General features: G+C 68.5%; 20 protein-coding genes. 8 read left to right on the top strand and 12 right to left on the bottom strand.

Going from position 1 to position 17,601, the window contains the following annotated elements; genetic code table 11:
- The first annotated feature begins 31 nt into the window (after nt 1–31).
- Nucleotides 32–2,356, top strand: coding sequence for an arylsulfatase (locus BHE75_RS16500; protein ID WP_070934509.1), 2,325 nt, complete (start codon nt 32–34; stop codon nt 2,354–2,356).
- A gap of 51 nt (nt 2,357–2,407) precedes the next feature.
- Here the strand turns inward: BHE75_RS16500 and BHE75_RS16495 are convergent, their stop codons facing one another.
- From BHE75_RS16495 to flgB, 11 genes are all read right to left on the bottom strand, one after another.
- Complete coding sequence (locus BHE75_RS16495) at nt 2,408–3,256, bottom strand: flagellin (protein ID WP_070934508.1); 849 nt, start codon at nt 3,254–3,256, stop codon at nt 2,408–2,410.
- Between the two features lie 13 nt (nt 3,257–3,269).
- A complete protein-coding gene (flgK, locus tag BHE75_RS16490; RefSeq protein WP_070934507.1) occupies nt 3,270–4,619 on the bottom strand; it encodes a flagellar hook-associated protein FlgK in 1,350 nt (449 codons plus the stop codon).
- Nucleotides 4,616–4,960 (bottom strand): rod-binding protein, encoded by a 345-nt coding sequence (locus BHE75_RS16485; protein WP_015457947.1) that lies wholly within the window; start codon nt 4,958–4,960, stop codon nt 4,616–4,618. Before BHE75_RS16485 ends, flgK begins: the two co-directional genes overlap by 4 nt.
- Entirely contained in the window at nt 4,957–6,054 is a 1,098-nt protein-coding gene (locus BHE75_RS16480; protein ID WP_070934506.1) for a flagellar basal body P-ring protein FlgI, read from the bottom strand. The genes BHE75_RS16485 and BHE75_RS16480 overlap by 4 nt, the downstream gene beginning before the upstream one ends.
- A gap of 10 nt (nt 6,055–6,064) precedes the next feature.
- Complete coding sequence (locus tag BHE75_RS16475; protein WP_191225211.1) at nt 6,065–6,736, bottom strand: flagellar basal body L-ring protein FlgH; 672 nt, start codon at nt 6,734–6,736, stop codon at nt 6,065–6,067.
- A gap of 4 nt (nt 6,737–6,740) precedes the next feature.
- On the bottom strand, nt 6,741–7,529 hold the full coding sequence (gene flgG / locus BHE75_RS16470) for a flagellar basal-body rod protein FlgG (RefSeq protein ID WP_070934504.1): 789 nt from the start codon (nt 7,527–7,529) through the stop codon (nt 6,741–6,743).
- 27 nt (nt 7,530–7,556) lie between these two features.
- Entirely contained in the window at nt 7,557–8,318 is a 762-nt protein-coding gene (locus tag BHE75_RS16465; RefSeq protein ID WP_015457943.1) for a flagellar basal body rod protein FlgF, read from the bottom strand.
- Between the two features lie 32 nt (nt 8,319–8,350).
- Nucleotides 8,351–9,658: a flagellar hook protein FlgE gene (locus BHE75_RS16460; RefSeq protein WP_015457942.1), complete on the bottom strand. Its 1,308-nt coding sequence runs from the start codon at nt 9,656–9,658 to the stop codon at nt 8,351–8,353.
- Between the two features lie 36 nt (nt 9,659–9,694).
- A complete protein-coding gene (locus BHE75_RS16455; RefSeq protein WP_070934503.1) occupies nt 9,695–10,366 on the bottom strand; it encodes a flagellar hook assembly protein FlgD in 672 nt (223 codons plus the stop codon).
- On the bottom strand, nt 10,363–10,767 hold the full coding sequence (gene flgC, locus BHE75_RS16450; RefSeq protein WP_413818428.1) for a flagellar basal body rod protein FlgC: 405 nt from the start codon (nt 10,765–10,767) through the stop codon (nt 10,363–10,365). The genes BHE75_RS16455 and flgC overlap by 4 nt, the downstream gene beginning before the upstream one ends.
- Nucleotides 10,768–10,769: 2 nt before the next feature.
- The gene (gene flgB, locus BHE75_RS16445; RefSeq protein ID WP_070934502.1) at nt 10,770–11,138 is read right to left on the bottom strand and encodes a flagellar basal body rod protein FlgB; all 369 of its coding nucleotides are present in this window, start codon (nt 11,136–11,138) and stop codon (nt 10,770–10,772) included.
- Between the two features lie 254 nt (nt 11,139–11,392).
- Between flgB and BHE75_RS16440 the strand changes: the two genes are divergently transcribed.
- From BHE75_RS16440 to BHE75_RS16410, 7 genes are all read left to right on the top strand, one after another.
- Nucleotides 11,393–12,058 carry a MotA/TolQ/ExbB proton channel family protein gene (locus tag BHE75_RS16440; protein WP_084653530.1) on the top strand — a complete coding sequence of 222 codons (666 nt, stop codon included), beginning with the start codon at nt 11,393–11,395 and terminating at the stop codon, nt 12,056–12,058.
- Nucleotides 12,055–12,540: a flagellar motor protein MotB gene (locus tag BHE75_RS16435; protein WP_070934500.1), complete on the top strand. Its 486-nt coding sequence runs from the start codon at nt 12,055–12,057 to the stop codon at nt 12,538–12,540. The genes BHE75_RS16440 and BHE75_RS16435 overlap by 4 nt, the downstream gene beginning before the upstream one ends.
- Nucleotides 12,541–12,588: 48 nt before the next feature.
- Entirely contained in the window at nt 12,589–13,119 is a 531-nt protein-coding gene (locus BHE75_RS16430) for a flagella basal body P-ring formation protein FlgA (RefSeq protein ID WP_254684472.1), read from the top strand.
- Between the two features lie 67 nt (nt 13,120–13,186).
- On the top strand, nt 13,187–13,468 hold the full coding sequence (gene flgM / locus BHE75_RS16425) for a flagellar biosynthesis anti-sigma factor FlgM (protein WP_015457935.1): 282 nt from the start codon (nt 13,187–13,189) through the stop codon (nt 13,466–13,468).
- 5 nt (nt 13,469–13,473) lie between these two features.
- Entirely contained in the window at nt 13,474–13,791 is a 318-nt protein-coding gene (locus BHE75_RS16420) for a hypothetical protein (protein WP_070934499.1), read from the top strand.
- Between the two features lie 247 nt (nt 13,792–14,038).
- Nucleotides 14,039–16,162 (top strand): flagellar biosynthesis protein FlhA, encoded by a 2,124-nt coding sequence (flhA, locus tag BHE75_RS16415; RefSeq protein WP_070934498.1) that lies wholly within the window; start codon nt 14,039–14,041, stop codon nt 16,160–16,162.
- 45 nt (nt 16,163–16,207) lie between these two features.
- Complete coding sequence (locus tag BHE75_RS16410) at nt 16,208–16,936, top strand: FliA/WhiG family RNA polymerase sigma factor (protein WP_015457932.1); 729 nt, start codon at nt 16,208–16,210, stop codon at nt 16,934–16,936.
- On the opposite strand, the gene BHE75_RS16405 is transcribed toward BHE75_RS16410, so the two are convergent.
- Nucleotides 16,884–17,531, bottom strand: a complete 648-nt coding sequence (locus tag BHE75_RS16405) for a hypothetical protein (RefSeq protein ID WP_139181750.1) — start codon at nt 17,529–17,531, stop codon at nt 16,884–16,886. The genes BHE75_RS16410 and BHE75_RS16405 overlap by 53 nt on opposite strands.
- Nucleotides 17,532–17,601 lie beyond the last annotated feature (70 nt).

The raw sequence follows: 17,601 nt of genomic DNA, 5'->3' as shown, positions 1-17,601 counted from the left end.
TAGCCTCGATCCGGAATCGAGGAGGTGTGCCATGCCGCGTCCGTTCCAGGGAAAGATCGAGCTAGACGTCCGCAATTCCACGGCCGATTGGGATGCCTTTCTGGCGCAGAAGGCACCCGAGGGCGCGCCCAACGTGCTGGTCATCCTCTATGACGATACCGGCCAGGCCGCATGGTCGCCTTATGGCGGCGGGATCAGCATGCCGACGATGGACAGGCTGGCGAAGAACGGGCTGACCTATACGCAATGGCACACGACGGCGGTGTGCTCGCCGACGCGGTCCTGCTTCCTCACCGGGCGCAACCACCACGCCAACGGCTTCGGCACCATTTCCGAGGCGGCGACCGGCTTTCCCGGCTATAACGGCCATATCCCGCTGGAGAACGGCACCATCGCGCATATCCTGCGCAACGCCGGCTACAGCACCTTCTGGATCGGCAAGAACCACAATGTGCCGGTCGATGCCTTCAGCATCGGCGCCAGCAAGAAGGCATGGCCGCTGGGCCTTGGTTATGATCGCTTCTATGGCTTCATCGGCGGCGAGACCAACCAATGGTATCCCGAACTGATCGAGGACAATCATTTCGTCGACCAGCCCTACCAGCCCGAAGAGGGCTATCACTTCTCGAAGGACATTGCCGACAAGGCCATCACCTTCATCCGCGATACCCGGCAATCCGATCCCGAAAAGCCCTGGTACATGTGGTATTGCCCCGGCGCGAACCACGCCCCGCACCATGCGCCGCAGGAATATATCGACAAATATAAGGGCAGGTTCGACGACGGATACGAGGCCTATCGCGAATGGGTGCTGGCCCGGATGATCGAACGCGGCATCCTGCCCGAAGGCACGGAGCTGACGCCGATCAATCCGCTGCCCGAAGGCGTGCTTCCCGAAGCCGACAGCGTGCGCCCCTGGGACACGCTGACCGCCGACGAAAAGAGGCTCTTCAGCCGCATGGCGGAAGTCTATGCCGCCTTGTCCGAATATACCGACGTCCAGATCGGCCGGCTGATCGACTATCTCGAGGAATCGGGCCAGCTCGACAACACGCTGATCTTCTACTGCGCGGACAACGGTGCCTCGGGCGAGGGATCGCCCAACGGATCGGTCAACGAAAACCGCTTCTTCAACGGCTATCCGGACGATCTGGAAAGCAACATGGCGATGATCGACAAGCTCGGATCGCCGGACACCTATAATCATTATCCGACGGGCTGGGCGGTGGCCTTCTCGACGCCCTACCGGATGTTCAAGCGTTACGCCTCCTACAGCGGCGGCACCTGCGATCCGCTGGTGATCCACTGGCCCAAGGGGATCAGGGCTAAGGGCGAGGTGCGCCACCAATATCATCACTGCACGGATATCGTGCCCACCATCCTCGAATGCTGCGGCGTGCCGATGCCCGATGAGATCGACGGGGTGAAGCAGGCGCCGCTGGCGGGCGTATCGATGAAATACAGCTTCGACGATGCCGGGGCGCCGACCACCAAGGAAACCCAATATTACGAGATGTGCGGCACACGCGGCATCTGGCACAAGGGCTGGAAAGCCGCGGCCCAGCATGGCCCGCTGCCATCCGACCAGGGCAATTTCGACAAGGATGTCTGGCAGCTCTTCCACACGGAGGAGGATCGCGCGGAGGCGCATGATCTTGCCGCCGGGAATCCGGGGAAGCTCAAGGAACTGCAGGATCTCTGGCTGGAGGAGGCGAGGAAAAACAACGTCCTGCCGCTGATCGACCTCGGCGTGGTGGGGATGCACGCGGCGGAGTTCCATGCTGCCCCGCTCAAGAGCGGGCGCTACGTCTATTATCCGAACACGACCGAGGTGCCCGAGGCATCGGCGGCCCGCACGCTGGGGGCCTCGTTCAAGGCGCTGGCCGAAGTGGAATTTACCGGCGAGACGGAGGGCATAATCTTCGCGCAGGGTTCGCGCTTTGGCGGCTATTCGCTGTTCGTGAAGGGCGGCAAGCTCATCTTCGCCTATAATTTCCTGGGCATCCCGCCGGAGCAGCGGCTGAGCTGTGACGCGCCCGCGCTTGGCAAGCACATCGTTGGCGTCGAGTTCGAGAAGACGGGCCATGGCGACTATGCCGAGGCGCTGGGCAAGATGACGCTATATGTCGACGACAATGCCGCCGCGGCGGGCGATTTCCGCACCCAGTCCGGCCGTTATGCGCTGTGCGGGGAGGGCCTGGCGATCGGCCGCGATGCCGGCGATGCGGTCAGCAGCGAATATGGCTCCGGCTTCGCCTTTTCCGGCGGCAGGATCGAAAAGGTCGTGTTCGATGTCGCCGACGACCATTATCTGGATGTCGAGCAGGCGCTCGCCGCGGCGATGGCGCGCGATTGATCGAGGCGCACTGGCGCTGCCGATGGCTCGACCTCGCCGATCGGACCTCGATCAGCCCAGCAGGTCGAACAGGGTCTGCCGGTTGATGCGGGCGAAGGCGGCCTGGGCGGCCTCCAGCGACAATTGCTTGGCCTGGAGCTTCGCCACCGTTTCGGTGACGTCGGTATCCTCCAGCTTGCTGCGCTCCTCCGCCAGCACGAGGCCCGAATTGGCGAAGCGTTCGCGCGCGGTATCGAGGCGGGCGGCGCGGACGCCCTGATCGGCGCGGGCGGCGGTGACGGTTTCGGTGGCGCCGATGACATCGGCCATCGCCGCGTTGCGCAACGCGGCGTCCGGCTGCTCGATCGCGTTCGCCGCATCGCTGACGATGGCGGCCAGATCCTTGGCGCCGCCGCTGGCGGTGGCGACGTTGGTGAACAGCCCGTCCTGCGAGACGGAGGGCGCGATGAACAGGCCGGGGCCGATCGGCACGGCGAGCGAATCGCCGGCGGGGAAGAGCGGCTGGCCGCGCGAATCCCTGGTTTGCGAAAGCTCGGCGATCTCGGCGGCGATGGAGCGCAGCTCGATCGCCATCGCCTTCCTGTCTTCGTCGCTATAGGTGCCGCTGTTGGCGGCGGTCATCAGCTCCCGCGCGCGATCGAGCGCGTTGGCGACGCTGCCCAGCGTGGTATCGGCGCGGGTGGCGAGCGCGGAGGCGGCATCGACATTCTTCGCCCACACCCCCTCGTTCGCCTGGGCGCGGCGGATGTCGGCGACTCGGGCGGAAGCGGCGGGATCGTCCGACGCGCGCTGCAGCCTGGTCTCGTTCGACAGATCGGCCTGCGCGCGCGCGATCTGGGCGGCAAGCTTCTGCTGGCGCGAGATTTCTGCCGAAAGGTGATAGCGGGTGTTGTTGATCATCGTGCCGGTCGCCTCAGAACAAATCCAGAATGGCTTGTAGCGTTTCGCGGGCGACCTGAATTATCCGCGCGGAACCATTATAGGCTTGCTGGAAGCGGATCAACTCCGCTGCTTCGCGATCGAGATCGATTCCCGTCACCTCCGCCCGTGCGATCAGCGCCGCATCCCTGCGTGTAGCAGTGACATCGGCCTGGGTGAGCGCCTGTGCGGTGGCCTGGGCATGGCCGGCGACGAGGGCCGCCATGCGATCCTCCGCCCCGCCGCTCCGCAGCGACTGGAGGGCGATGAGGTTGCCGTTGGGCGTGCCATCGGCCGACGCGGCGGCGACGGCCGCGGGATCGGTGGTGGCGATGGCGAGCGAGGCCGCGCCGGTGGCGCCGATGGCGAGCAGCGGCTGGCCGGGATTGCCGGCGGCATCGCGGCCGGCGGCCGACCAGCCATTGACCGTGGCGGCGAAATCCGTGGCGATCGCATCCAGGCTGGCGCGGCGATCGGCGACGGTGGCGGCGACGTCGATCAGCCCGCCGATCGCGCCGCCGGCCAGCGGGACGGACTGGGTGCCGTCCCCCACCGAGGCGAAGAGGGTGAGCGTGCCGTTTGCCGCCTGGGCCACCGCGATGGGATTGGCCATGACGCCGGAAAGCAGCTTGGCCGCTTTGTTGCCGGCGAGCGTGAGGGTGGCGGTGCCGTCCGCCCCATAGCTGGCATCGATATCCAGCCGGCCGGAGATGTCGTCCACCAGCCGGTCGCGTTCGTCGAGCAGGCTCGCCTGCGCGGCGGTGCCGGGTTCGGAACGCATGAGCGCGAGGTTGACCTTGGCCAGCGCCGCGAGGCTGCCGTTCACCGCGTCGACATGGGCCTGCGCTTCCTTGGCGACGCCGGTGGCGGTGGTGGCCAGCCCGCCGGCGGCGGTGCGGAAGGCGCCGGCGGCGGCGTCGAGCGCCGACAGTAGCGCCTGGCGGGGCATGGGGTTGGCGGGATCGGAAGCGAGCGCATCGGCGGCGTTGAAGAAGGCGGTTAGCCGCGCGCCGATGCCGGCATCGCCATCATCCAGCGCGTTTTCCGCCGTCTGCAGCCAGCGGGCGCGGGCCTCCGCGCTGCCGGCCTCGGCGCTGGCGGCGCGGGCCTCCTGATCGCGGAACTGGTCATAGGCCCGGGTGATCGCGGTGATCTGCGTGCCGGAAAAGACCATGTTGCCGCGATAGACGGGCGTCATCGGCAGGGCGGTGAGCTGTTCGCGCTGGGCGGTCGAGCGTCGGGTGAAGCCGGGCGTCTCCGCATTGGCGACATTGTCGCTGATCGCGGAAAGGGCCGTCTTGTAGGCCGATATGCCCGAGGCACCGATGCTGAGAAGATCGCTCATTTGCCAGTCTCTACGGCGGGGCCGGGCGAATCTTTAGGAAGCGTTGATGCCGGGGCCTTGGGCTGGAACTGGGCGATCAGCATGTCGGCGATGCCGATCGCGCCCTTTTCCGCCATCGCATCGGCGGTGCGCGCGTCGGCCATGTCGCGGAACTGATCGCCGGCGGAGGAGCCCAATATGTCGTCGCCCAGGCTCGCCTGCCGCATCGCGCCGATCATCTGGCGGAGGAACACGGCCTCGAACTGGCGGGCGGCGGCCTTGAGCGCGGCCTGATCGGCCTGCTTGCCGCCAAGGCCGATGGCGGGGCTGAGCGGCAGGCCGGAGGAGAGGGGCGTCGTCATAGCACGATCAGCTCCGCCTTCATCGCGCCGGCCTGCTTCAGCGCTTCGAGGATGGCGACGAGATCGGCGGGCGAGGCGCCGATGGCGTTCACCGACTTCACGATATCGGCCAGGCTGGCGCCGGGGCGGAAATCGAACATCGGCCGGCGTTCTTCCTCCACGGCGATGGTGCTGGAGGGTTCGATTTCGGTCCGCCCGCGCGAGAAGGGGGCCGGCTGGATGACGCGCGGGTCCTCGTCCACCCGCACGGTGAGCTTGCCGTGGCTGACGGCGGCCGGCGCGATGCGGACCGCGCCGTTGATGACGACGGTGCCGGTGCGGGCGTTGACGATGACGCGGGCGGGCGCATCCGCCGGATCGACGGGCAGGTTTTCGATCTGGCCCATCAAGGCGGTGCGCGCCTCGGCCCCGGCGGCGGCGCTGATCTCGATCGTGACGGCATCGACCGCGCGGGCGCGGCCGGGGCCGAGCGCGCCGTTCACCGCATTGGCGACCCGGCCGGCGGTGGTGAGATCGGCCTCTGCGAGGTTGAAGGTGAGGTAGGGGGCGCTGGCAAAGCCCGCGTCGACCGCGCGCTCCACCGTGGCCCCACCCGGAATGCGGCCCGAAGTCGGGATATTGACGGTGAGCTTCGATCCGTCCGCCGCATCGATGCCGAGGCCGCCGACGGCGAGATTGCCCTGCGCCATCGCATAGACCTGCCCGTCCGCGCCCGCGAGCGGGGCCATCAGCAGCGTGCCGCCGCGCAGCGACTTGGCCTTGCCCAGCGCGGACACGGTGATGTCCAGCCGCTGGCCGGGCTTGGCGAAGGCGGGCAGCTCCGCCGTGATCATGACGGCGGCGGCGTTCTTGAGCTGCGGGTTGATGCCGGCCGGCAGGTTCAGGCCGAAGCGGGAGGCCACGCCCTTCATCGCCTGCGTCGCATATTCCAGGCTGTCGTCGCCCGTGCCGGCGAGGCCGACGACGATTCCGTAGCCGGTGAGCTGGTTGGGGCGGACGCCCTGGAAGGTGCCGAGATCCTTGATCCGCTCCGCTTGCGCGGGCGCGGCGGCGAGGATCAGGGCCGTAAGGGCTGCGAGGACGAGGCGGAGCATCCGGTGATCCTCAGAAAGGGCTGACGATGGAGAAGAAGTGGCTGAGCCAGCCCGGCTTGCTGGCACGCGCGACATCGCCCTTGCCGGCATAGGCGATGCGGGCATCGGCGACGCGGGTGGAAAGCACGCGATTGTCCACGCTGATGTCCGCGGCGCGGACGAGGCCGGAGATGCGGATCGTCTCGTCCCCGCGATTGAGCGTCAGCAGCTTTTCCCCGCGCACCAAATAAGTGCCGTTGGGATAGACCGCCGCGATCGTCACGCTGATCTCCCCCGAAAGCGCGTTGGACTGGGTGGCGGCGCCCTTGCCGTCGAAGCTGGCGCCGCCGCTTGCCGCCACGTCCGACGGCTTGAAGAAGGAGAGCGGGCCGGTGGACGGCGGCGTGAGGCCGATATCGCCCGAGCGATCGGTGCTGGACGCGGCGCTCTTGCTCGCCTGGGTGCGTTCGACCAGCACGATCGTCAGCACGTCGCCCACCATCGCGGCGCGCTGGCCGCTGGTGAGGGGGGCATAACCGTTCGCCGCCTGGAAGATCGCGCCATTGGCGGGCGGCGGCGGCGGGGGCGGGGCATAGACCGGTGCGTAATCCGCCTTGGGCTGCTTGCGGCCGAACAGCCCGGCCGATGCCGGCTGGGCGACGAGCGCGGCGGCGGCGAGGCCGAGGAGGATGCGCCGGGCCATCGGATCAGAACTGCTGGTTGACATATTGCAGCATCTCGTCCGTCGCCTTGATCATCTTGGAATTGACCTCGTAGGCGCGCTGGGTCTCGATCATGTCGACGAGTTCCTCGACGACGTTGACGTTGGAGGCTTCGAGCGACCCCTGGCGGATCGAGCCGCGCCCATCGAGGCCGGCGGTGCCGACCTGCGGCGCGCCCGACGCGGGGGTTTCGGCCATCAGATTGTTGCCGAGCGATTCCAGCCCCGCCGGATTGGTGAAGCGGGCGAGCTCGATCCGGCCCAGCTCCTGAAGATCCGATTGGCCGGGCAGCTGCGCCGATATGGTGCCGTCGGCGCCGATGGTGATCGACTGGGTGCCTTCGGGCACCTGCACCTGCGGGATCAGCGGCATGCCATCGTCGGTGACGATCGTGCCTTCGCCGGAAAGCTTGAAGTCGCCCGCGCGGGTGTAGGCGGTGCGGCCGTCCGGCATCTCCACCTGGAAGAAGCCCGCGCCCTCGATCGCCATGTCCAGCGCGTCGCCCGTCGTCTGCAGCGTGCCCTGCGTGTCGATCTTGGCAGTGCCCTTCACCTGCACGCCCGATCCCAGCGACAGGCCGGTGGCATATTTATTGTCCTGCGAGGACGGCGCGCCCGGCGCGGTGATCGCCTGATAGGCCAGCGTTTCGAAGCTGGCGCGATCGCGCTTGAAACCGGCGGTGTTCACGTTCGCGNGGTTGTTCGCGATCACGCGCATCCTGAGGTTCTGCGCGTCCAGCCCGGTGCGGGCGACATGGAGGGCGGCGTTGGTCATGAGCGGCTATCCTTTCGGCCCCTCGCCTCAATCGGGCAGGCGCATGAGATCCGCCCCGGAATTGTCGAGTTCCTTGGCGGTGGTGACGAGCTTGATCTGCATTTCCCAGGCGCGGCTGGCGTCGATCATGTCGACCAGCGCCTGGGTGGCGTTGACGTTGGAGCCTTCGAGGCTGCCGGCGGTGACGCGCGCTTCGGGATCGGATGGCAGCGCGCCGCCGCCTTCCACCCGGAACAGGCCGTCCAGCCCCTTGGCGATGCGCGATCCCGTGGGGCTCACCAGCTTCAGCCGGTCGAGCTGCTGCATCGGCTGGATCGGATCGGCGCCCTGCGCGCGATACCAGATCACGCCTTGCGCATCGATCCTGATGTCGTCGGCCGGCGGCATGGTGATCGGCCCGGTCTCCCCAAGCACGGGCGCGCCATCGCCGGTGACGAGCAGCCCGCCCGGAGAGATCGCGAGATCGCCCCGGCGGGTATAGGATTCCTCGCCATCCTGCGCCTGGACGGCGAGCAGCGCATCGCCGTCCAGCGCGATATCGAGGTTGCGCCCCGTTTCGGTGACGGCGCCGCCGCGCATATCGGCGGAGACGACCTCCTCCGACGCGGCGGCGCGGGTTTCGAGGCCGCCGTTGCGGCCGCCGGCCGCCTGGATCCACAGCGGCCGGACCGATGCCATCTCGGCGCGGAAGCCGGTGGTGTTGGCATTGGCCAGGTTGTTCGCGGTCGTCGCCTGGCGCGCCATCGCGCCACGCATCGCCGAGAGCGAGCTGTAGATCAGACGGTCCATGGCGGCGCGCCTCTTTCCCCTTCAGCCGGTTATCAGTTGCGCATGTTGATGATCGCCTGGGTCATCGTGTTCGCGGTTTCGATGGCCTTGGCGTTCGCCTGGAAATTGCGCTGCGCGGAAATGAGCGCGACCAGTTCCTCGGTGATGTCGACGTTGGAGCGTTCGAGCGCGCCCGACTGGATCGTGCCGAAGCTGTCCGCCGATGCGGTGCCGACGATCGGATCGCCGGATTCGCCCGAGACCGTCCATTTCGCGTCGCCGATCTGGCGCAGGCCCGCCGGGTTGGCGAAGGTGGCGAGGATCAGCTTGCCGAGCGGCTGGGTTTCGCCGTTCGAGAAGCTGGCGGTGACGAGCCCGTCCGGCCCGACCGTGACGCCATCGAGCTGGCCGGCGGCGAAGCCGTCCTGGCTGACCGAGGAGATGGTGAAGGGCGCCTGCGCCTGCTTGGTGGTGAGGCCGAAATCGATGCTCATCGAAAGCGGCGCGATGGCGCCGACCGGCTGGGCATCGGCATATTGCACCTGGTTGAGCGGCGTCTGGATCTGCCCGGCATCGTTGAAGGTGAGGGTGAGCGGCACGGGCGGCGTCGGGTTGTTGGGATCGGAGCTGATTTCCTGATCGCCGACGAACAGCCGCGCTTCCCATTGGCTGTTGGGATCGGCCGAGGTGGGCAGCGTCTTGCGGACGAAATAGAGCGTCGCGGGCAGGGCGTTGCCGACGGCGTCGTAAACCGTGGTCGCCGTGCTCTGATTGTAGCTGTTCGGATCGAAGCGGCTGAACTCATAGGGCGTATCCGCGCTGTAGGAGACGCGGTTGGCCGGCAGATCGGCGCTGACCGGCAGCGTGACGGCCATCTTGAGCAGGCTGGTGGCCTTGGGCTGGCCGGAGGTGAGCGGAAGCTGGAGGTTGCGCGTCGCGTCCAGGCTGGTGGCCGTCACCGATCCCCGGCTGTCCACCGGCAGCACCTGCAGATAGGCGCCCGAGCTGTCCGTCACGAACCGGTCGCTATCCACCGAGAAGGTGCCGTTGCGGGTGAAGGCGACCTGGCCGCCGGTGATGCCCGATCGGGTGACGAAGAAGCCCTGGCCGGAAATGGCGAGGTCCAGCTCGCGATCCGAGGTTTCGAAGCCGCCCTGGGTGAACTGCTGGGTGATGGCGCGCAGCCGCGTGCCCTGGCCCGCCATGGCGGAGGACTGGAGCGGGGCGGCCGAGATGATGTCGCCGAATTCGGCCTTGCTCTTCTTGAAGCCGGTGGAGCCGACATTGGCGACGTTGTTCGAAACGACCGAAAGATCGGTCTGCGCCGCCTTGAGGCCGGAAAGCGAGGTGTAGAAGGACATGCGAGCTATCTCCGTTCTGGAATCTGGAAGACGGGATCAGGCGATGCGCAGCGCCTCTCCGGGCTTGACGATGCCGAGCGGGGTGATGAGCTGCGCTGCCCCGCCGGCGGCGGGCGACTGGACGCCGTTGATCATCGTCCAGCTTGAAATGACGGGTTTCATCGGGCCGCTGGCGCCGTAGGCCGTCACCATCACCTTGAGCGGGCCGGTGCTGACGGCATTGCCCTCCGCATCCTTGCCGTCCCAGCTATAGCCGACCGATCCGGCCTTTTCCGCGCCGAGATTTTGGGAATGGACGACGGCGCCGGTGGGATCGACCAGGTCGATCTGCACGTTGGTGGCATCCTCCGGCAGCTCCGCCTCGAACGCATAGCTGCCGTCGGCGAGCGGGGTGGCGGTGGCCGAGGAGACGAGCGCTGCCCGCCCGATCCAGCCGGCGACGTTGCCGACCCGCGCGGTGGCGAGGTCGGACGCCATCGCCTTCAGGCTCTGGTTCATCTCCGCGATGCCGGACACCTGCGAGAATTGCGCCATCTGGGCGACCATCTGGGTGTTGTCCATCGGGTTGAACGGGTCCTGCGCCTTCAGCTGCGCCGTCATCAGCGTAAGGAAGCTCGACTGGTCGAGCGTGCCGTTCGGCGCCGAGCCGTTGGGGTTCGACTTGCTGCCCAGCGAGTCGAGATAGGATTGTCCGGTGATCGAGGTCATTTGCCGAGCCTCAGCGTATCGAGGGTGAGGGTCTTGGCCGTCTGCAAGACCTGGACGTTGTTCTGGTAGGCGCGGGCGGTTTCCAGCATGTCGACCATCTCGGCCGCGCTATCGACATTGGCTTCCCACACGTCGCCGTTCGCATCCGCCAGCGGATGATCGGGCGAATGCTTCTTCACCGCCTCGCTGGTGGAGGTGAGGATGGAGCCTACCTTGACGGTCGCGACGCCGGGCCGGTCGGTGACGGGCATGAACACGGGCCGGAGCGCCTTGAAGGCGCCTTCCTTGCTGCCCGAGACCGAACCCGCATTGGCGAGGTTGGAGGCCGTGGTGTTGAGGCGCATCATCTGCGCGGACATCGCCCGGCCGGCGATGTCGAATACCGAGAGCGGGTCCGCCATCGTCATTCGCCCTTGATCGCCGTCATCAGCGTGTTGATGCGGCCGTTGAGGAAGGAGAGGGTGGTGCGATACTGGACCGCATTCTCCGCGAAGATCGTCTGCTCGGTGGAAAGCTCCACCGTGTTGCCGTCCTGCGAGGGCTGGAGCGGCACGCGATAGCCCATGGCGCCGGCGGCCGCGGCATCGGCGCGCGTGCCGGCCTGCGCCATGTCCAGCGCCTTGGTGAAATCGAGGTCGCGGGCCTTGTATCCGGGGGTCGATGCATTCGCGATGTTGGACGCGAGCAGCGCCAGCCGCTGGCTTCTGAGCGCCAGCGCGTCGCCGTGGACCCCGAACAGGCTTTCGCCGGATTTTCCGCCTGAGCCGACCATCACGAAATTTTTCCTCTAAAATGAACCGGAGGGCGGCCGTTACCGAGCATGTCGGCACGATGCCTTCCTGGCGGGCCGACAAGCAGCAAGGGCCGTGCCAGACGGGGGAAAGCCCCTGTTTCCGCGGTTCCATGCGACAAGGCGGCACGCGACCGGCAATTTTTTGCCGGGGGCGGCAATTTTTTGCCGGTCGGCCGGCAAGCCTGCGGGAATCCCAGGCGCGGCCGGGCGGATGGAACCGGTGGCCCATGGCAATGCTCGAACAGATCGGCCGCTTCCTCGACCCGCTTTCCCTGCTGATCGTGCTGGGCGGCGCGCTGGCGATCGCGTTCGCGCGATCGGGGCTGGCCGATGGCGGGCGCGCCTTCGCCGCGCTGCGCCCGCTGCTGCGCGGCGATGTGGAGAAGGATGCCACGGCCGCGATGCGGGTGGCGAACCAGGTGGCGGCGGTGGCGGATGCGCGCGGCATCGCCTGCGCCGATCGGGTGGAGACGGCCGGACCTTTCCTGCGGCGCGCGGTGCTCCATCTCGCCAATGCCGCCACGGCCGAGGAGTTCGCCCTGTGGGCGGAGGCCGAGATTGCCGGCCGCCGCCGCCGCCATGCCGCCGCCGCCGCCTTCTGGAACGCGCTGGCCGATGCCGCGCCCGCCATGGGCATGATCGGCACCATCGCCGGGCTGATCGGCATGTTCGCGCAGATGGACGACGCGGCGAAGATCGGCCCGCCGATGGCGCTGGCGCTGCTGACCACGTTGTACGGCATCATCCTGGCCAATGTGATCGCCGGGCCGATCGCCGCGCGGCTGGAGCGGCTTTCGGATGGCGAGATCGCCTGGCAGGAGCGCGTGCTCGATCGCTTGGACATGCTGGCGCGGGCGGAGCTGGTGCCGGTGCGGCCGGTGCTGAGGGCGGTTTCATGAAGGCCGCGCGCGCGCCGCGCTGGGCGGTGAGCTTCGCCGATCTGTGCCTGTTGTTGCTTGGCTTCTTCATCCTCCTCCAGGCCCAGAATGGCCGGACGGATGGGCTGGCGGCCGGGCTGCGATCGGCCTTCGGTACGGCCGCCGCGGCGGGGGAGGTGGCGCGCGATCTGCGCTTCGCGGCCGCCGGCCTGTTCGAGCGCGACGAGGCGGTGCTGACGGCGGCCGCCGCCGAGCGGCTGCGCGTGATCGGCACCGAGGCGCGGACCAAAGGCCGCCGGGTGCGGATCGTGAGCGAGGGGCAGGGCGGGGGCAATGCCCGGCTCGACCGGTGGGAGCTGGCGGCGGCGCGGACGGCGGCGATTGCGCGCGGAATCCGGGCCGGCGGGCTGGACGAGCAGGCGATCGCGATCGCTATTCCGGCCATATCCGGCCCGGCCCCGGCGGGGCAGGCCATCACGGTGCGGATCGAGGGCGCACGGTGATTGGCGCGTTTCTTGCTGTTTATCGGTGAAATGAAAGGATTTCAGCCGATGCGACGCATGTTCCCCATCCCCGCCATCCTGATCGCGGCTCTTCCGGCCGTGGCGATGGCGCAGGCCGGACCGTTCCAGGATCTCGCCGCGCTGGAACGGCGGCTGGCGATCGCGCTGGGCGCCGATATCGGCCAGCCGGGCGGCCCGGTGGCCCCCATCGACCGGCGGATGAAGCTGGCTGCCTGTCCGGCGCCGGTGGCGATCGAGCCTCCCTTCGCGGGCGCGGTGGTGCTGCGCTGCGCGGAGGTTGGCTGGCGGGTGCGGGTGCCGTTGCTGGCGGGCGGCGCGCAGATGCAGCAGGCCGCGATGGCATCCGCCCCGCGACCGGCCAGGGCCGATCCGGTGATCCGGCGAGGCGACCCCGTGGAGATACGCGCAGGCCAGCCGGGCTTCAGCGTTTCCAGCCAGATGATCGCCGATCAGGATGGCGCGCCGGGGGACCGAATCCGCGTGCGCGCGGACGCGAAATCCCGGCCGATCATCGTCGAGGTCGTCGATATCGGTCTTGTGCGCGTGCTGGGCATTTAAAGAATTTTCCGGCGTGCCGTTAAAAGCGGATATTGGACCGTAGAATGTGCACCCGAGGGATGGAAAGATGATCGACGGCATCGGACCAAAAGCGACGGGAAGGATCGAAACCGGCCGGGTTTCCGGCGCGAAGGGCGATAAGGTGGCCGCCGTTCCGGCAACGGCTCCCACCGAGGAAGCCGCCGCTGCCGCGACCAATCCGGCAAGCGCGCTGGCGGCCGCCGGCGCCCCCATCGATCATGCCCGCGTGCAGGAAATCCGCGCGGCCATCGCCAACGGCGCCTATGCGCTGGAGGTGAAGGCGATCGCCGCACGGATGATCGCGCTCGATCTGCCCCCGCGCGGCTGACCCGGATGAGCATCGCTCTGGTCGATCGCCTTGCCGAAGCCGGTTGCGCGCTGGCGGTGGCGCTTGACCGCAACGACATCGCCACGATCGAGGCGGCCGCCGCCGGTTTCCGGGCGGCCACCGCCGCCGTCGGCGGGGCGGGCGGCTGGCGCGACACGCCCGAGCTCAAGGCCCGCATCCGGGATGCGCTGGCGGACGTCGAGGCCGCGCGCCTGCGCTGCGCTTATTATGGCGACGCCGCCCGCCGCCGGCTCGAAAAACTGGCCACTATCGGCGCCAATGTCGCCGCGCCCATCGCCTACGGCCGGCAGGGCCGGATCTGAGCGGCAAGAGGCCGGTCGCCGATAATCCTCCTCTTGGGGTGGGTAGGCGGGGAGCGCGCGCGGCTAGCCTCGCCTAACGCAGCGGTTCACATGATATCGACCTCCGGGCGTGGCCGAGGTGATCCTTGCAAGAGCCGCCGGGTGCCTCGGCGGAGCCCGCCCCCAGCCGCTTTTTTCAGTGGAAGTCATCCGCCCCAAATTGGCACGGCTTTTGCTTAAATTCACCCGCACATAAGCGGGAAGAAGCATGGCCACCAACGCTTTGAACAAGACGATCTGGGCGAATGCGGGCAAGGGCGCGATCCTGCCCTTCGCCACGCTGATGCTGGTGGGGCTGATGATCGTGCCGGTGCCGTCGCTGGTGCTGGACGTGGGCTTCATCACCAACATCATGATCAGCCTGGCCGTGCTGATGGTGGCGCTGAACGCGGCCAAGCCGCTCGATTTCTCCTCCTTCCCCACCGTGCTGCTCTTCGCCACGCTGCTGCGCCTGTCGCTGAACGTCGCCTCCACCCGCGTGGTGCTGGTGGACGGGCATGAAGGCCCCGACGCCGCCGGCCATGTGATCGAGGCGTTCGGCCATTTCCTGATCGGCGGCGACTGGGCCGTCGGCATCTTCGTGTTCGCGATCCTGATGATCATCAACCTGGTGGTGATCACCAAGGGCGCGGGCCGCGTGTCCGAAGTCTCCGCCCGCTTCACCCTGGATGCGCTGCCCGGCAAGCAGATGGCGATCGACGCCGATCTGAACGCCGGGCTGCTGACGCCGGACGAGGCCAAGGCCCGCCGCGTCGAGGTGGCGACCGAGGCCGATTTCTACGGATCGATGGACGGCGCCTCCAAGTTCGTGAAGGGCGATGCCGTTGCCGGCGTGCTGATCCTCGTCATCAACATATTGGGCGGCCTGATCCTGGGCGTGATGAGCCACGGCCTGTCGATGGCGGAGGCGGCGCAGACCTATGTGATGCTGGCGATCGGCGATGCGCTGGTGGCGCAGATCCCCGCGCTGCTGCTGTCGATCGCGGCGGCGGCCATCGTCACGCGGGTGTCGTCGCCCTTCGATCTTTCCGGCCAGATCACCAGCCAGTTCGGATCGGCCCGCGCCTGGACGCCGGTCGCGGCCATCCTGTTCTTGCTGGGCGTGATGCCGGGCATGCCGCATGTCGTGATCCTTTCCGCCGCCGCCGCGGCGGGCGCGGTGGCGTGGCAGCTCCGCAAGGCCCCGGCGCGGGAAGCCGCGCGCCGTGCCGAGGAGGAAGCGGTGGCCGCCGCCGCTGCCGAGCCGCTGCCGTCCACGATCGGCTGGGACGAGGTTTCCGACGGTGCCGCCCTGGGGCTGGAGATCGGCTACGGCCTGATCGCGATGGTGGACGAGCGCAAGGGCGCGCCGCTGATGGCGCGGATCACCGGCATCCGCCGTCAGCTCAGCCGCGAGCTGGGCTTCGTGGTGCCGATGGTGCGGGTGCGCGACAATCTTTCGCTGGAGCCCAACGCCTACCGCATCACCGTGGCCGGCGTCATCATGGGCGAGGACCAGTGCTGGCCCGAGGACCTGCTGGCGCTGGACAGCGGCGCGCTGGAAAGCCGGGTGGAGGGCCGCGAGGTCCGCGATCCGAGCTTCGGGCTGGAGGCGGTGTGGATTCCGCCGGCCAAGCGCACCGAGGCGGTGGTCGCCGGCTATACCGTGGTCGATCCGGCCACCGTGATCGCGACCCACCTCAACCAGATCATCGCCAATGCCGCCGCCGACCTGTTCGGCATGGACGAGGCGCAGAAGCTGCTAGACGCGCTGAAGGAGGTGGCGCCGCAACTCGCCCAGGGCCTGACGCCCCAGCCGCTTACGCTGGCGCAGGTGGCCGGCCTCTGCCGGGGCCTGCTGGCCGAGGGCGTGCCGCTCAAGGATTTCCGCCGCATCGCCGAGGCGATGGTGGAGGCCGCGCGCGAGGAGGCGGACCCGGCGCAGATGCTGGAGGCGGTGCGCCGCCGCATCGGGCCGATCATCGTGCAGACGCTGGTGCCGATGCGCATGCCGCTGCCGGTGGTGACGCTGGACGGCGGGCTGGAGGCGCTGCTCGCCCAGGCGGTGCGCGCCGGGCCTAACGCCACCCATCCCTTCGAGCCCGGCCTCGCCAACCGGGTGGTGACGGCGGTGGGCGAGGCGGCCCAGCCGCTGATGGCGGAGGCCCGCCAGTTCGCCATCGTCACCTCGCCGCTGGCGCGCCGGCCGCTGGCGCGCCTTCTGAAACCGCATCTGGCCGAGGTGCCGGTGCTGTCCTTCCTCGAAATTCCCGACGGCAAGGCCGTGGAGGTCGTTGCCGTGGTCGGCGGCGGCAACCCCGCCGTTCCGGCCGAGCGCGAGCTGGTGCGCTGATGCGCGCCGGCTCGTCCCCGCGAAATCACCTGAAGGGTTGAAACCATGGCCTTCGCCAACGCCGCCATCAGCCAGACCTACCAGCGCCGCCCCGCGCGGGCGCGCCCCGGCGATCTGGCGCGGGAACATATGCCGCTGGTGCGCCGCATCGCCTGGCACGTTCATGGCCGGGTGTCGAACGCCATCGACATCGAGGATCTGGTGCAGATCGGCATGGTCGCGCTGGTCGAGGCGGCCAACAATTTCGAGGATCGCGGTTTCGCTTTTTCCACTTATGCCACGACGCGCATCCGCGGGGCGATGATCGATCATCTGCGCCGCCACGCCAATATCTGCCGTTCGGCGATGAGCCGCAGGCGGGAGATCGCCCGCGTGCGCGCCCGGCTGGAGCAGGCGCTGGGCCGGCCCGCGACCGATGCCGAGATGGCCGATGCCATGGGGCTGAGCGCCGCCGACTATCGCGAGGCGGCGGACAGCACGGCGGCGGTGCGGCAGGAATCGCTGGATGAGGTCTATTCCGACCAGTCGATGTGGTTCGCCGACATCGAGGAGCGCGTGGACCAGACGCTGGAGCGGGATGAGCTGCGCGACCTGCTGGCCGGCCATATCGCCGAGCTGCCCGAGCGCGAGGCGCTGGTGCTGCAGCTTTATTTCGTCGAGGAGATGAACCTGGACGAGATCGGGCTGACGCTGGGCGTGGGCGCGGCGCGCGTCTGCCAGATCAAGAAGGCCGCGCTCGATCGGCTGCGGGCAAGGCTGGCCGACCACCGTTGATCCGCCGGTCGATCCGGTCGACCTTCTCGGCGATGCTGTTGATCCGGTTGGCCAGCTCCGCCTGGGCATCGCGGATCGCATCCACCCATGCGGCATTGCTGCCCAGCGCCTGATAACGCACCAGATCGCGGCGGAAATCGTCCAGCGCGGCGCGCATCTGCGCCGCCGTGGCGGGTGCGCCGGCTTCGTCGGCCGGCATGTCCGCGGCGGTGGGGGGCAATGCCGGATGAAGCGGCGCCGTCCGTTCGGCAATGGGGAGAGGGGTGGTGGAAAGCCCGTCCACCGCGCGTTCCAGCGCGGCGATGCGCTGCCCCGCCTCGGCGGCATTGCGGCTGGCGATGACGAGGCCGATCGTGGCGACGAGGCTGGCGAAGGTGGCGAGCGCCGCGATGCCGTAGGGCAGGGCGGCCTTCAGCCCGGCAAGCCGGCGGCGGCCGGCCGGTGCCGGGCCGGCGGCTTCCGGGGTTGCGGGTTCCGGCCCGGTCGCCGGCGCATTGGCGACGATATCTGCATCGGCGGCATCGGCATTGATCGGGGCGGTGAATTCCACCGCCGTCGCCGGATCGAACGCCTTGCCATCGGTCCTCTTGTTCATGCCCGTTTCCGTCCCGACCATGGGTGGCTGAAAATAGGGAAGGGCCCCGGCGCGTGGGGTGTGCGCCGGA

The organism is Edaphosphingomonas haloaromaticamans (assembly GCF_001853345.1).
Taxonomy (GTDB): Bacteria; Pseudomonadota; Alphaproteobacteria; order Sphingomonadales; family Sphingomonadaceae; genus Sphingomonas_E; species Sphingomonas_E fennica.
Note: the sequence above shows the minus strand (reverse complement) of the source record. Positions and strands in the feature narration are given on the sequence as shown.